This is a genomic window from Neobacillus sp. NPDC093182, from assembly GCF_044754045.1.
Genome location: NZ_JBIVOI010000011.1, coordinates 216,035 through 230,909 on the forward strand (window position 1 = coordinate 216,035; position 14,875 = coordinate 230,909).

The following is a 14,875-nucleotide window of genomic DNA, read 5'->3' on the forward strand; positions in this document are numbered from 1 at the left end:
CTGAAACCTCCTATTATTTACGTTCACGATAGGTAAAGGATTAACGATTAGTGACTAAACTGCTCCTCCTTACATCTATCAAACGGGATTATTAATAGATTTTTCTTTTTAGATCATCTTTGATTCCTGATTTTCTATAAAAATAAGTATTAATAATATCCCGCCATTCTTTAGAATGGTTTGCTTGTTCTTGTAATCTGTTTAAGATATCATCAAACCGCTCTTGATCAATCCTATCCTTAAGCTGTGACCAAGTTTCAACTAATTCCTCAGCCTCTTCTACCCCTTCAAAGTGAGTATTGTAAATATGTTGAATCACAGTGACTCCTGATTTTAGCTTATGTGTGTAAGGGACATGATGGAAAAATAACAACAGTTCATCCGGGCATGTTTCAAGGCTTTCATACATATCAGCATTTTCTTTAAAATATTGAGAGGTGTATCCCGTTCCTGTTTTTACAGTCCTGTCCACTCCAATTCCTTCCCAATCTGCAAAATGGTACGTTCCCCAAACGGAATATTCATACCCATCGACATTTGGTCCATAATGATGATTTGGGTTAACCATCCAGCCCACACCTAGTGGTGACGTATATTTTTCATAGATACTCCATGATTTTAACAGCATCTTGCTTACCAGCTCTTTAACCAATTGATCATCACCAAAGGTTTGACCAATCCATTCATCCGTAATTTTTTCAGCTGAAAGGTCTGGGTTCCATGTCAAGCGTCCAAAGCCGTACAGATTAGCTTGTGCCAGCGTATGTCCGGTCCAATTATAATCACTTCCAATATTAGAAACGGCAGTAATTCCGCTATACCTATTTTGGAATAGTGAGCCATCTACAACCTTTTTTACCTCTGAGCCCTTTCCTTTTGCAAACGTATCAAAATCGAGGATTTCCTTCCATTGTGGAACGAGGTAACAAAGATGTCTTTGTTGTCCTGTATATTCTTGAGTCACCTGAAATTCCAACATTTGATTCGTTTTTTCCATTGCACCAAATAATGGCGAGACACCTTCACGAACTTGGAAATCCATTGGACCATTCTTAATCTGTAAAATAACATTGGAATGGAACAACCCGTTTAACGGTTTAAAATGGTCGTAGGCAGCTCTTGCGCGATCTGTAGAGCGGTCACGCCAATCTTGGAGACAGTTATAGACGAAACATCTCCAAAGAACAATGCCATTAAAAGGCTGTAGTGCTTCTGCGAGCATATTTGCACCATCTGCATGATTGCGTCCATATGTAAATGGTCCAGGGCGGTGTTCTGAATCAGCTTTTACCAGGAATCCGCCGAAGTCTGGAATATAGTTGTAAATCTCTTCTGTCTTCTCTTTCCACCATTGTCTAACCTCAGGGTCCAGTGGATCGGCTGTAGATAAATTTCCAATTTGGATTGTACTTGCATAGTTCACACTTAGGAATGTGGTGATTCCATAAGCTCTAAAAATGCCGGCAACTTCTGCCACTTTAGGCAGCATGGTGCATGTAATTAAATTCGTCTCAACTTGGTGTACGTTAACGTTGTTAATGGCGATTCCATTAATTCCCACTGAAGCAAGCAGTCTTGCATAATCTTCAATTCTATTAAGCTCTTGAGTAAATTGGTTATCCTTAAAGAAAATTGAGTTTCCTGCATAACCTCGTTCAATACTGCCATCCATATTATCCCACTGATTAAGCATACGTAATTGAATTTTAGGGTTTTCAACGATATCGATCTGTTGGAAATGCTCCCTATTTTGCATGAGGCGTAACAAGTGAAAAGTACCATATAAAACACCTTTATCCTTTTTGCCTACTATAAAAATAGTATTATTTTGACCAGAAGTAACGGTCTTAATGGCGTATCCATCTTCATTTAAGCAATTAAAATCCATCTCTATTAAATCACCAATAGAATCCTTAACAGCTAACACCAGACCAGATTGCTGCAGTTCTGAGCAAGATTCTGGCATAACCCCTAACATAGAAGAAATTCCCTTGACAAATTCGCTCTTAGCAGATTCCATCACGATAGAGTCTCCTAAAACTGTAAGGTTTCTGCACCATTGAGCATAATCCTCTGCTATTGCTCGATCTTCAATCTTTGTATATTGCAGCCACGCAGAATAACTTTCTTTATGCGCTGTCTTGTATAAATCCATACTATTCTTTGAGATATTTTCAAAAGCGCTTTTCAATATTTATCCTCCTCAATGATTATTGAGTGCAATCTTACCTATTTAATGAATCCCAAATACCTAAAAGATACATAATCCCAAGGGCCCGGTCATATAAGCCGTATCCTGGCCGGCATTTTTCGTCCCAAATATGTCTTCCGTGATCCGGTCTTATATAGCCCTTAAATCCATTTTCATGATACGTTTTCATGATACCAGCAACATCAACTGTCCCATCCTGTCCCCGGTGAGAGGTCTCAATAAAATCACCATTTTCATAGACTTTTATATTTCGAACATGGGCAAATGGAGTACGTTCGGCAAATTCTTTGACCATATCGACCAGATTGTTACTTGGATTTGAACCTAAGGAACCGCTGCAAAGCGTTACCCCATTATTAGGACTATCAACAAGCTTTAACACTCGTCTAATATTCGCTCGATTGGTAATAATACGAGGTAATCCAAATATAGGCCACGGCGGATCATCAGGATGAATGGCCATTTTAATGTCATTCTCTTCACATACTGGAATTATCGCTTCTAGGAAATAGCGCAAATGTTGAAATAAATCTTCTTCTGTTACACCCTTATAAGCATCAAACAGTTTTGTAAGATTTTCTAGCCGCTCAGGCTCCCAGCCTGGCATGGTATAGTCAGGATTATTCGCAATCTTATTAACTAACTCAATTGGATCAATATTATCGACCTTAGATTTTTCATAAAACAAGGCTGTGGAACCATCTTCAAGTCCTTTATATAAATCAGTCCGGATCCAGTCAAATACAGGCATAAAGTTATAACAGATAACTTTGACGCCTGCTTTTGCCAGTTTTTCTATGGTTCTCTTATAGTTCTCTATATATCGATCTCTTGAGGGAAGCCCAAGTTTAATGTCTTCGTGCACATTTACACTTTCAACAACATCAATGTTAAAACCATAATGCTCAGCTTGCTGCTTTGCTTCTAGAATTTTTGCCATCGGCCATTCTTCTCCAGCCGTAATATCATGAAGGGCCCAAACAATGGTTTCCACACCGGGAATTTGTTTAATATGCTTTAAACTTACCGAATCATTTCCTTCCCCATACCAGCGAAACCCCATTCTCATCCTTTAACACCGCCTATCCATTTCATTAACGTATTACCATTTATATAACTTGTAAGGCTTGCCCGGCCGGAATATAATAGGTTGGAATACTCGGAAACATTTTTTGCAGACATTGTGCTAAATAACTCATTCCAGGTTCTTCACTTTCCGCATGCCCAAGAACAATCAGGTTTCTTTTCTTTCCTTGATCATTGGCATCTCTCACATATTCAGGAGTTTCCCATTCTGCACCTTCTCCATATATAATCAGATCCAAACTTTCCTGTTCAAAAAGGGGGATGCATAAACTTCCTCCGCCTCTATAACCAGCTAAAAGCCCGATGCGCGTACATTTCATCGCCAAATCTCCGGCAAAACGTAAATACGGGATCCCTAATCTTCGCTTTATATGATCTGATATATCTGCTAATGGCATGGGAGGAATACTTAGAATCGTCGCAGCAGGCTGATTTTCTACGATATAAGATTGCCAGTCGAGGGCCTGTATTAAACCTGCGATAATTCCATCCGGCTTATACCGGTGCCAATAATCATGGAAACGATAGATTGCAAGACCTGATTCCATAATCAACTTGCGTTTGTTATTATATACAGGATCCTTCTCCAAGGATTCGCTATCATCATGATGACTGAAGTATATACCTTCATGGGTAATCAACAAGCTTGCACCCAAGGCGATGGTTTGTTCAATTACCTTGTGTGTAGCCATAAAGGCTGTGGCTATCCCCTTCACTTCAGCTGCCGGGTCACCTGCCTTAAGGGTATCCACCGTATTTTGAATGTGCTCTACCGGTTCCATTAATTTATCAAGGACATCTTGTACAGTAATTGGCATTGTTTTTCACCCTTTCATGGGAAAGGCGTTAATAAAACACCTATTATTTAGCTGATACTTCTGGCTGGTCTGCTGTTTCTATCCATATTGCCTTTTCTTGTGCTTCAATAGATAATTCGGCAGCTCTAAAAGTATGCTCCTGGGTCATCGCGTTTTCTGTTCCATTTAAGCAGTCCAGAATAAATTCTCCAAAAAATGGACAACCCACTTTACCGGATAATTGATAATGTTTTTCCCCTTGATGATTCACCAAATACAAGTGATCTCTGCGGCTATCTCTCGCAATATCGACATACTTACGTACTTCGATATAGCCTTCTGTTCCTAGGATCGTGACCCTGCCATCGCCCCAAGTACCGAGCCCGTCAGGTGGCTTCCTTATCAGCAAGCCATAATAAGGTACCAAGTAAATCCTTTGGCTTTCCTAACCGTCTCATTGGCGTACCTGCAAGAATTTTGTTTGTTCTGTCTGTATTGGTGCCATCTGGATTTGTTAAAAGAGCGCGGTTCTGTTCAGTCAAGAAAAAGCCTGGTGCAATCGTATTAACCCGTAGTCCAGCTTCAGCAAAATGTACGGACAGCCATTTTGTTAAGTTCTCAATCGCTGATTTCGCTGCACTATAAGCAGGCACTTTCGTCATCGGGCTCGGAGCACTCATCGATGAAATATTAATAATGGTCCCTTGGTTTTCTATCATTTTTTTGGCAAAAATTTGGACAGGAATCAGGGTTCCAATGAAATTTAAATTGAAGACGTATCCAAAACCTTCGGGCGTTAGATCAAAAAAGGTTGTTAAATCATCCCGGTTCAAATCATTTTTTTCAAAGATTTCTTTTGTGGTAATTCCTTTAGGATGATTGCCTCCTGCACCATTGATAAGGACATCACAAATACCAAATTCTGCAGTAACGACTTCCTCTGCTCGTTTCACACTTTCAACACTTAGGACATCACATTCAATGGAGATTGCCTCACCACCAGCACCCTTGATGTCATCAACAACCTTTACTGCCTTCCCATAGTTCCGATTTAAAATAGCTACTTTCATTCGCTGTCTTGCCAATTCTCTAGCCATACATCCGCATAAAACACCACCGCCGCCTGTTACGACGGCTACTTTTCCCTGTAGATGGGGATTCAAAGGTAACATCTAATTATTCTCTCTTCCTACCTGACTTCTCTACTAATCTATGTCTAATAGTGGACAACCTTCCAAAAAGATTCTTTTGGCTGGTGATTTTCGTCAAACAGAAACGGCCAATTTTTTCTGCCTCTGACAGGAAAATCACTTAACCATGTATAATCATCGGCTGCGCCCCAAAAGGTTACAGAAGTAATGTGATTTCGATATTGTCGAAGCAATTGAAATACTTGGTGGTATCTTTCAGCCTGCAACTCTAACATTTCATGGGTTGGTTCCGTAAGGTCAGTCCGCTTATCTTCAAAGTTGAAGACAGATACATCCAATTCTGTCAGGTGCAGCTTCAAACCAAGAGATACATATCGTTCAATCGCTGTACGAATATCTTCTAGACTTGGATTGACTAGATTCCAATGCGCTTGGAGGCCAACTCCGTGAATAGGAATACCCTTATCAACCAATGATTTCACAAGCTTATAGATTTTTTCGCGTTTTTCCGGATTGGATTCATTATAGTCATTGTAAAAAAGCAGGGCGTCTGGGTCAGCCTCATGTGCGAATTCAAATGCTTTTTCGATATAATCCTCTCCGATTATTTCTAACCATTTTGTAGGACGAAGTAATTCTGGACCCTCATCGGTTACCGCTTCGTTTACCACATCCCAGCAGAAAATCGTCCCTTTATATCTTTTCATCACTGTCGTAATATGATGCTTCATACGTTGTAGAAGCGTTTCTCTATCAGCGTCTTCAAATACCCAGTCAGGCGTCTGATTATGCCAGACTAATGTATGTCCGCGCATCTTCATTCCATTTTCCTTAGCAAAGGCAGCCAATTGATCGGCTTTTTCAAACGTGTACTGTCCCTCAGCAGGCTGTTTTTCGATGAATTTCATATCATTTTCGGCTGTAATACTATTAAAATGTTTTCTTAATAAATCCTTTTGTGACTCAATCGTTGTTAAATTAACCGCTGCACCAATATTAAAAAATTCTTCATACACTTTTGATAAAGAAGGAACTTCTACCGTCGTTTTCACCATTATTTATCTCTCCTTAACACCATGATTTTATTAAAAAATCAGATGAGAGAACTCATCTGATTCTTTTTTCAACCTTTTACTCCGCCTAAAGTTAATCCTTTAACAAAATATTTTTGCAGGAATGGGTACACCATGATGATTGGCAGACTTGCTACGATGGTCATCGTAGCCCTGATGGATGTTGGTGAAACCATGTTGGCACTTGCATTGGCATTTGCAAACGCGTCTGCAGCGGTTTTTCCAGACATCGATGCGTTTGAATTCTGCAGTATCTTCATTAACTCATATTGAAGGGTAGATAAGTTTGCGCTTGATGAATTGTATAAGAACACATCAAACCAAGAATTCCATTGGTAAACCGCGACAAACAATGATACAGTCGCTAATACCGGCAGGGACAATGGCAGGACAACCTTGATGAAAATGGTAAAATCCCCTGCTCCATCAATTTTTGCAGATTCAAATAAACTTTCTGGGATTCCTTCAATAAAGGAACGAATCACGATTAAATTAAATACTCCAATGATCCCTGGAACAATGTAAACCCAAAAACTATCTAGTAAACTTAATTCTTTCACTAATAGATAGTTCGGAATCAATCCACCGTTAAAATACATCGTTAGAACGAATGCGATTGTCACAAATTTCTTCAGTACGAAATCCTTTCGGCTGATTGTATAAGCCACCATTGCCGTACCCAAAACGGATGTTAGTGTACCAATAATCGTTCTTAGAACAGAAATGAAGAAAGAATTTACGATACTTGCTTCACCAAAAACGTGTTCATAATTTGCCCAAGTAAATTCTCGCGGCCAGAGGTAAATTCCTCCCCGTAACGAATCACTAGCTTCATTGAAAGAAACAGCCAGCTGATTAAGAAATGGATATAACATGACCACGCAAAGCAAAACTAAAAAAGTATAATTGAAAATATCAAATAAATAATCGCCTACACCGGAGTGATGTCGAGTAGCTTTGAAAAATCGTCTCTGTGTCATATAGTTCCCCCTTAGAAAAGCCTTGGCTGACCAAATCGTTTGGCAATATGGTTTGCGGTAAATAAGAAGATGAAACTCACTACGGTTTTAAAGATACCGGCAGCGGTTGCAAGTGAGAAGTTCCCCATTGACATACCGTATTTTAATACATAAATATCAAGGTTTTCTGAGTAAGCTAGATTCATAGGATTTCCTAATAAATACTGTGCTTCAAAGCCTGATTCTAAAATGTAGCCTAAGTTCATGATGAGCAAGATGATAATCGTTGGCTTTAAAGATGGGAGTGTAATATGTCTAATCCGTTGGAATCTAGATGCTCCATCAATATCAGCAGCCTCATATTGTTCTGGATCAATCATGGTGATAGCTGCTAAATAAATGATTGTATTCCAGCCCACATTCTTCCAAACCTCTGTCAGCCCGTTGATGACCCAGAACCATTTTTCCTTACCAAGCCATAGAATGGGCTCATCTATAATACCCAAGTTTACTAATACGATATTAACGATTCCGTTTTCGAGCGAAAGGCTGTAAGAGACAATACTAGCGGCAACTACCCATGATATAAAGTGCGGCAGATAGCTGATGGTTTGTACTGACTTCTTGAACCTTATATGCCTAATTTCATTAATCAGAAGGGCAAGACCGATAGCCGTAACAAAACCTAATACTAGGTTAATCGTGCTCATGCCGATTGTATTCCGAAGCACGCGCCAAAAATTATCGTCCGTGAATAAAAACTTAAAATGTTCTAATCCTATCCACTCCTGGTCAAATAAGCTTCTTGCTGGCTTAAAGTCCTGAAAGGCAATTGACCAACCCCACAATGGAATATACTTAAAAATAACTAACCAAACCAAGAATGGCAGACTCATGGCCAATAATGCTTTTTGTGACATCATCCTCTGTAAGAAGGATTTTTTAGTTTTTGTAGAGATGGAAACTGAAGGTTTTATTACCTCTTTTACTGCTGCTTTGGAACCAATCTGCATTCTTACCCCTCCTCTTTCTGAAAAATCTTAGAAAACAGCCATACCCTAAAATCATAAGCTGCCCCCTTAGTTACTCCCGAAAGAAGGGAGCGGCTTATGATTTCAAGATAGTGAAGCTTTAAAGCAAGAGGCCGATACAGCCAATTGGGCGATATCAGCCTGCTTTTTCAAGATTCTACTAAACTATTTCTTTGCAGCTGCTTTAATACGATCCTCTACTACCTTATCCATTAAGTCTTCTAAAGCTTTTACGTCTAAAGTATTAAATTCTTTAATATATTCATCCCAAACTTTATCAAAGTCACCCGGCTTAGCTAGAACTAATTTAGGGAAGTAAACTTTCGTTAAGTCAGTTTTTCTTTGACCAAAGATTTGAGCATCAGAGCCTTGTTCAACAACAGCACTCCATGTTGGATACCATGGACGGTCGTCTGGATCTGCAAATAAATCAGAGAAAACTTTAACGCCATATGCTTCAAGAATAGCTTTGTCACCATCCGTGTAGGCTACTTGAGCAACTTCAGGCTGTTTTCCAGGAACCCATGCGTTTCCGTCGCTATAAAGCATGTCGCCCATTGGCCAGTAGTACTCAAAAGTGTTTAAACCGGACTTATCACGGAAATCTTCATCACTTGTTTTAGCATACTGTTCTTCAGTTTGGAAAAATCTACCTTTATCATCAACACTATAAGTCTCGTCTTTAATACCCCAGAACATTAACTTCTGGTTTTCTTCTTTAACCATGTTATCGAAGTACTTAATGATGCGGACTGGATCTTTCGCACTTACTGTGATACCAATACCACGGTTATTAATGAATGCCGGCGGATCGATATATTGATCTTTTTGTCCGTCAAATGTGATTGGAAGCGGCATATAACGTAAATCGTCATTTCCCGCGGCTTTTAGGTTATCTAATGCTTGGTTAACCTGCCAGCCGTAATCAAAGAATCCAAGTACGCGGCCAGAAGCTAGTTTTGCAAGATATTCATCATAGTTAGCAACGAATGATTCTTTATCAAATAAACCTTTGCTGTTTAGTTCATTTAACTCTTTTAGATAACGTTTTGTAATATCGTTATCAGCATATACATCTGTCTTATGTGTCTTCATATCTACAATCACTTCACCATCATTTGGGTAGCCTGCTAGATGGTTTGGAACGTTAGATAGTGCAAAGAAGCGCCAGTCATAAGTTAAAGCTGTAAATCCAATAGTAGAAGCGCCATTTACTTCTGGATGTTTCTTTTGATAATCTTCAAGTAAAGCAAAATATTCATCTAGTGTTTTTATTTTAGGATATCCAGCTTCTTTTAGAATGCCGCGTTGAATCCAGAAGGCACCTTGTGTAATATTCGGGTCTTTAATAAACCCTTGCTTAGCAGCGAAAGGAAGGAAGTTAATCTTTCCGTCCTTATCTTTCATTTGCTCCCAATGTGGTCCGTATAGTTTTTTTATATTAGGACCGTGTTCTTCAATCAATTCTGTAAGATCAATAAATGCACCTGCGTCTAGTATTTTATCAATTGCAATATCCGGAACAAGAACATCTGGATACTTTCCACTTGCGATCATTGTCCCAATTTTTGTGTTAATGTCACCAACTAGGTACTCTGTTTTGAAGTTAACTCCCGTTTGATCTTCAAAAATTTTCCCTATAGTCGTTTCATTCGTGTTTCCGTCTTTCCCTGGGGAAGCTGCATTAAAATAAGTAAAGGTTACTTTGTCTTTCGAATCACCAGATCCGTCTGCATTACCGCTTGTTTCCTTATCCTTTTCACAGCCCGCAACTGCGATTAACAGGATAAGCATTAAGAGTACTGAGAGAAACTTTTTTGCCATTTTGGAACCCCCTTTTTATTCGTGAAAGCACTTTCATTGTATAATCTAAGGGTCTTCAGCACCATTTAAAAAGTATAGGTGTTACTTAATAAAGTAAAGATTTTTATCCGAATTACTAGTGATCGGGCTTTCTATTTGAGATGGCAATTGAATCGTAATGGATGTACCATAATCTAGATGACTATCAATATTAAAATAAAACTGATCAGGATAGTATAATTTCAATCGATAATACACATTTTTAATGCCCACATTCTCTCCTATATCTTCTTCATTTTCTAATGAGGCTAATAATTGCTTTCTCTTTTCTTCTGTAATTCCTACCCCATTATCCTTTATCACACAGGTTACTGTATCAGCATATAACGAGATGGATAAGGAGATTTCTCCATTTTCCTTTAATGGCTCAATACCATGAATACTGGCGTTTTCAATAAAAGGCAAAAGTGACATATTCGGTATCTTACATTCTTCTGCAGCTTCATCGATTTTAATCCGATAATCTAATTTATCTCCAAATCTATATTTTTGAATTTCTAAAAAACTAGTAATTAAATTAATTTCATCCCGAACTGGTACAAAGTCCTTCCCCCAGGTAAGAGAATTACGAAATATTTTCGCCATGTTATGGATAATTTTCGCGGTTTCTCTTTCATCCTTCATCAAGCTTCTCATTCGTATTGTTTCTAAAGCATTAAACAAAAAATGTGGATTAATCTGACTTTGCAGTGCACTTAACTGCGCACGGTTTCTTTTTATTTCTAAATCCTTATTTTGAATATTGACTAACAAAACATCATTAATTAAATCATTGATTTTCTTGGTCATACGATTGAATTCACTTGTTAATTGTCCAATTTCATCTTGATATTCCTGATCATGGATTAACTTAAAGTCCTGGTTCTTCATCCTCTTTACATGGCGTAAAATCCTTTGTAATCGGGTCAAAAATGATCTAGAAATAATGACAATAATTATAGTAGGAGCTAAAAAATTGATAATGGCCAGCAAGATAATAAAAAGTTTAGATTTATTAACCGTTTTAAGCATGGTTTCTTCCGATATGGTTCCAACCACTGACCAGTCATTTAAATAAGATCCATTATTAAGATTGGCTTGGATGGTAACCAGATTATTCTCTTTTTGTATTTGATTAAATTTGATTGACTTATCGAGCTGTTGCTTTAGAGATTGATTATTTGTGTATTCAATCTCTCCTTTTTCATTAAGTAAATATACATCCCCTTTAAACGTTACATTGTTGAAGATATCTCTGATCGTCACAGGATTAATTTCAACCTTTACGAACTTTTGTTTATCATTGTAAAAATAATCTAAATTACGGATGATACTAAAGGTTTCAAAATTCTGATTGGAAGGTGTATCAATGAGAATTTGTGAGCCATTACTATTTTTTAAGGCGTCTTTGAAGTGTTTTAATTCTTGTTGAAGGCTGTCAATTGAATAAACCCCGCCTGAATAGATAATGGAGGAGTTATCCGTATAAAAGCGAATTGAGTTAATAGATGGGTTTATGGGTCTAGACTGATTAAAGTTCCGTAAAAAACTATTATGTTTTTCGATATAATCTATATCTGAGACATAATCCTTTTCTAAAAATAGATTTAGATTTAAATTCGTATATAACGAGGAGGAAATCCCTACCGCCTCGTCGATAATTGTTTTAAATTCTCTATTAATCTGCTGCAGTGCCAAAGTAGAATCTTGCATTTGCTGTTTTTTAACATTTTCAATGGTAACGATGTAAAAGATTACATTTGTTAAAACGATTGGAATAAATACCGCAAAAAAGTACATGACCAGCATTTTATTTTTTAATCTAATATTATGAAAACTCCTGCTTGTCCTCATTTTCCTATCACATTTCTTTCGTTGATTAGTTTATTCCGATACTCAGAAGGGGTGATATTTTCTAACTTACCAAAAATAGTGACAAAGTAATCAGTATTATTAAATCCAACACATTCAGCAATTTCATAAATTCTTTTTTCCGATTGACGCAGCATTTTTTTCGCTTCATTAATTCTTACTTGCAGTAAATAATCCTTGAAGTAGATTCCATAGGTTTTCTTAAACAATTGACCTAAATACACCGGATTCATAAAAAACTTGCTTGCTATGGTTTTTAAGCTAATGTTTTCATGGTAATGGAGGTCAATGTATTGTTTTATTTTGTGCGCTTCGCCATTAGCAGACTGTTTTCTTAATTTAGATATTTCATCTTTACACTCTATAATAAAATTAATGATTAGTTCCTTTAGCTGAGGTAAAGTCAAGTTGTAATTATGTAAGGTATATATAATTCGATAGGATTGTAAACTTGAAGGTTCTCCTCCCATTTTCCTTATAATTTTTAAAACAGAATGTACAAAGCTATTGATAGAAGCTAGAAAAGCCGTATGAGATAGTTTCTTTGATACTAGAGATTGAAACAGAATCTCTAGTGAATGACTGATTTGTGGTGTTGATTCTTCTTCAATATGTTCAACTAATGATTGATAAATGGTTTCGTCGGGTTCAGCAAAAGAGACCGGTTTATCGACAATGTCTTCAAAGATAATGATTCCATTTTCGTTGTTTGCATATTTATGCTGTTTTGCCCTTTCAACACCATCAGCTGATTGTTTCAACAACGTAAGACTAGGAACAGCTTCACCAACATAAAAGGTGAGATCCTCAGATATTCTGTTCGTAAGTTCCTTCTTTACCCACGTCATAAATTTCTTAATGCTCATTTGAAACCTTGCTAAGTGATTAGAGGTAATGAGGACACCTACAGCACCTTGAGCCGCTTTTTGTATCCATATTCTTTCCTGGCTGCTGCACACATCCCGAATCACAGCTGCTAATGTCATTTTGATCTGTCGTACCCTTTCCTCGTTGTTTAAAGCAGATTCCCCGAATAATCCATTTACTTCAATTAATAGGTAAAAGAACTCGTTAGGGTTCCCTACCGAAAGGAGATTTAAAAGGTCTACTAAATGATCATTGTTCGCAGTATTCCCTAATAGCAGATGGTTAAAAACAATTTTTGCTTGCTCTTCCAACTTTTGTTCCTGAAGCTTTTTTTGTTCGTTGATTGTTTTCGAAAGTGCTCTCAGCGTTTGTTCAATTTCATCCTGATCGATTGGCTTTAAAACAAAATCATGGACACCGTATCTTAATGCTTGTTGAGCATATTTAAAATCACTATGTCCGCTGATAATAATAAATTTTGTTAGAACTCCTTCTATTTCGATTGCTTGTTTAATGAGCCCAATTCCATCAAGTACAGGCATACGGATATCAGTAATGATAAGATCTGGGTTTACTTCATGCATCATCTTTAATGCGTCTTCGCCGTTTGCAGCCTCGCCTACTATCTGAAATCCGCAGTCTTCCCAATTGATTAGATTTCTTAATCCTTTGCGGAAATACATTTCATCATCTACTAATATTACTTTGTTCATTTCCGACCCACTCCTGTTCTCGTTGGTTAGGTAATCCAGATTAAAAATAATTCCATCTATAGAGAAGGCCCACAAATCATAACCTTGCGGGCCTTATATTTATTAAACTTATTTATTCGGCATCCAGATTTTGTAGTTGCCGCTTAGGGCTAGAATACTAAAGAAGTATAGGCAATTGTCGTAGTATCTTCTGACTCCTGTTCTTACTGGGGTATTCCAGAGCAATTCCACCCATTTTTTTCCTTCTACATCATCTGCCGCCAAAGAAGCCATGGCATTGGTTGCTAGCAAACCAACGGGATGAAGTGATTTCTCTTCAAATGGTTCACCTACAATAGTATATCTGCGATAGTCAGCAGGTTCTTTATCGGCAAAGAAGGCTTGAATCTTGTTGGCTTCTTCACGCTCCCATTCATCTCCTCTAAACCACTCGTAATCGAGGCCTATGTTTGCTGCAACGCGATAGGAGTCGCTGAAGAAATGCCCGTAACCATTTTCATTGTTTGGTGTTCCATCATAATAAGCATACTCAGGTGCCAAACCTGTTTCTGGATGACAAGCAAGTTTTAGATATTCTCTGCTTGCAGCCGCTGCTTCCTTCCAAAACGGCCGATCCTCTTCGTATGCCCATAGTGCAAAGAGTTCATAGAAGTGTGGTAAATGATAGGATGGATCAGAAAACTCACAATTAGGTATAAATTTTATTAGTTTATTTTCCGGATTCCACATTGGATATCCGTCACCATTTTCTCCTTTATGAATACAAGTTCTCAACAAGTCTTTCGCCTGAACGCTATAATTAAACGGTACTGCACCATCACCCCATCGATGAGAAGCAAAGAATAACGCCATTGCAAAAAACTCTTCTCCATCAGGCGCAGGACCATAAGCTCGTTTAGAACCGTCCGGGTTACAAGACCAAGCAAAATAGCCAGCATTTTCTCCAGTGGTCATATACATGTACTTCATCGTCCACTTCCACAAACGGTCAAAGACATCTTTATTGTCCATTTGCACAGCCATCATCATTCCATAGGACATGCCCTCAGTCCGTACATCCAGGTTTCCAGTATCAAGCATGTACCCTAAATCATCGCCAACGGGATAGTAGATTCTTGTATCCTCATTTCCATTAAATAACTCATTCCAATTTCGCTGAATTCTAGTTGAAATTTCTTCATCTGTTTTTCCAATTTCTTTAAATAGATTGCGATATTGCCCTGTATAATATGAACCTTCCTGCATTTCCACTAATCTTGACATAAATTCCCC

At 37.9% G+C, this 14,875-nt stretch carries 11 protein-coding genes and 1 pseudogene; all 12 read right to left on the reverse strand.

The window, feature by feature from the left end; translation table 11 throughout:
• Positions 1 to 91 precede the first annotated feature (91 nt).
• Positions 92 to 2,155: an alpha-glucuronidase family glycosyl hydrolase gene (locus tag ACIQAA_RS20510; protein WP_402623022.1), complete on the reverse strand. Its 2,064-nt coding sequence runs from the start codon at positions 2,153 to 2,155 to the stop codon at positions 92 to 94.
• A gap of 70 nt (positions 2,156 to 2,225) precedes the next feature.
• Positions 2,226 to 3,281 carry a mannonate dehydratase gene (uxuA, locus tag ACIQAA_RS20515; protein WP_402622926.1) on the reverse strand — a complete coding sequence of 352 codons (1,056 nt, stop codon included), beginning with the start codon at positions 3,279 to 3,281 and terminating at the stop codon, positions 2,226 to 2,228.
• Positions 3,282 to 3,321: 40 nt separating this feature from the next.
• Entirely contained in the window at positions 3,322 to 4,116 is a 795-nt protein-coding gene (locus tag ACIQAA_RS20520) for a Nif3-like dinuclear metal center hexameric protein (RefSeq protein ID WP_402622929.1), read from the reverse strand.
• Positions 4,117 to 4,159: 43 nt separating this feature from the next.
• Positions 4,160 to 4,486: pseudogene (locus ACIQAA_RS20525) on the reverse strand (Gfo/Idh/MocA family protein); the annotation flags it as partial.
• Positions 4,482 to 5,267: an SDR family oxidoreductase gene (locus ACIQAA_RS20530; protein ID WP_402622931.1), complete on the reverse strand. Its 786-nt coding sequence runs from the start codon at positions 5,265 to 5,267 to the stop codon at positions 4,482 to 4,484. The pseudogene ACIQAA_RS20525 and the gene ACIQAA_RS20530, both read right to left, overlap by 5 nt.
• A gap of 44 nt (positions 5,268 to 5,311) precedes the next feature.
• The gene (locus ACIQAA_RS20535; protein ID WP_402622934.1) at positions 5,312 to 6,301 is read right to left on the reverse strand and encodes an endo-1,4-beta-xylanase; all 990 of its coding nucleotides are present in this window, start codon (positions 6,299 to 6,301) and stop codon (positions 5,312 to 5,314) included.
• Positions 6,302 to 6,369: 68 nt separating this feature from the next.
• Complete coding sequence (locus tag ACIQAA_RS20540; RefSeq protein ID WP_402622937.1) at positions 6,370 to 7,299, reverse strand: carbohydrate ABC transporter permease; 930 nt, start codon at positions 7,297 to 7,299, stop codon at positions 6,370 to 6,372.
• Between the two features lie 11 nt (positions 7,300 to 7,310).
• Positions 7,311 to 8,291 carry an ABC transporter permease gene (locus ACIQAA_RS20545; protein ID WP_402622939.1) on the reverse strand — a complete coding sequence of 327 codons (981 nt, stop codon included), beginning with the start codon at positions 8,289 to 8,291 and terminating at the stop codon, positions 7,311 to 7,313.
• 183 nt (positions 8,292 to 8,474) lie between these two features.
• A complete protein-coding gene (locus ACIQAA_RS20550; protein WP_402622942.1) occupies positions 8,475 to 10,133 on the reverse strand; it encodes an ABC transporter substrate-binding protein in 1,659 nt (552 codons plus the stop codon).
• 81 nt (positions 10,134 to 10,214) lie between these two features.
• Complete coding sequence (locus ACIQAA_RS20555) at positions 10,215 to 12,005, reverse strand: sensor histidine kinase (RefSeq protein WP_402622945.1); 1,791 nt, start codon at positions 12,003 to 12,005, stop codon at positions 10,215 to 10,217.
• On the reverse strand, positions 12,002 to 13,603 hold the full coding sequence (locus ACIQAA_RS20560; RefSeq protein ID WP_402622947.1) for a response regulator: 1,602 nt from the start codon (positions 13,601 to 13,603) through the stop codon (positions 12,002 to 12,004). Before ACIQAA_RS20560 ends, ACIQAA_RS20555 begins: the two co-directional genes overlap by 4 nt.
• Before the next feature lie 108 nt (positions 13,604 to 13,711).
• Positions 13,712 to 14,866, reverse strand: a complete 1,155-nt coding sequence (locus tag ACIQAA_RS20565) for a family 8 glycosyl hydrolase (RefSeq protein ID WP_402622949.1) — start codon at positions 14,864 to 14,866, stop codon at positions 13,712 to 13,714.
• Positions 14,867 to 14,875: the final 9 nt, after the last annotated feature.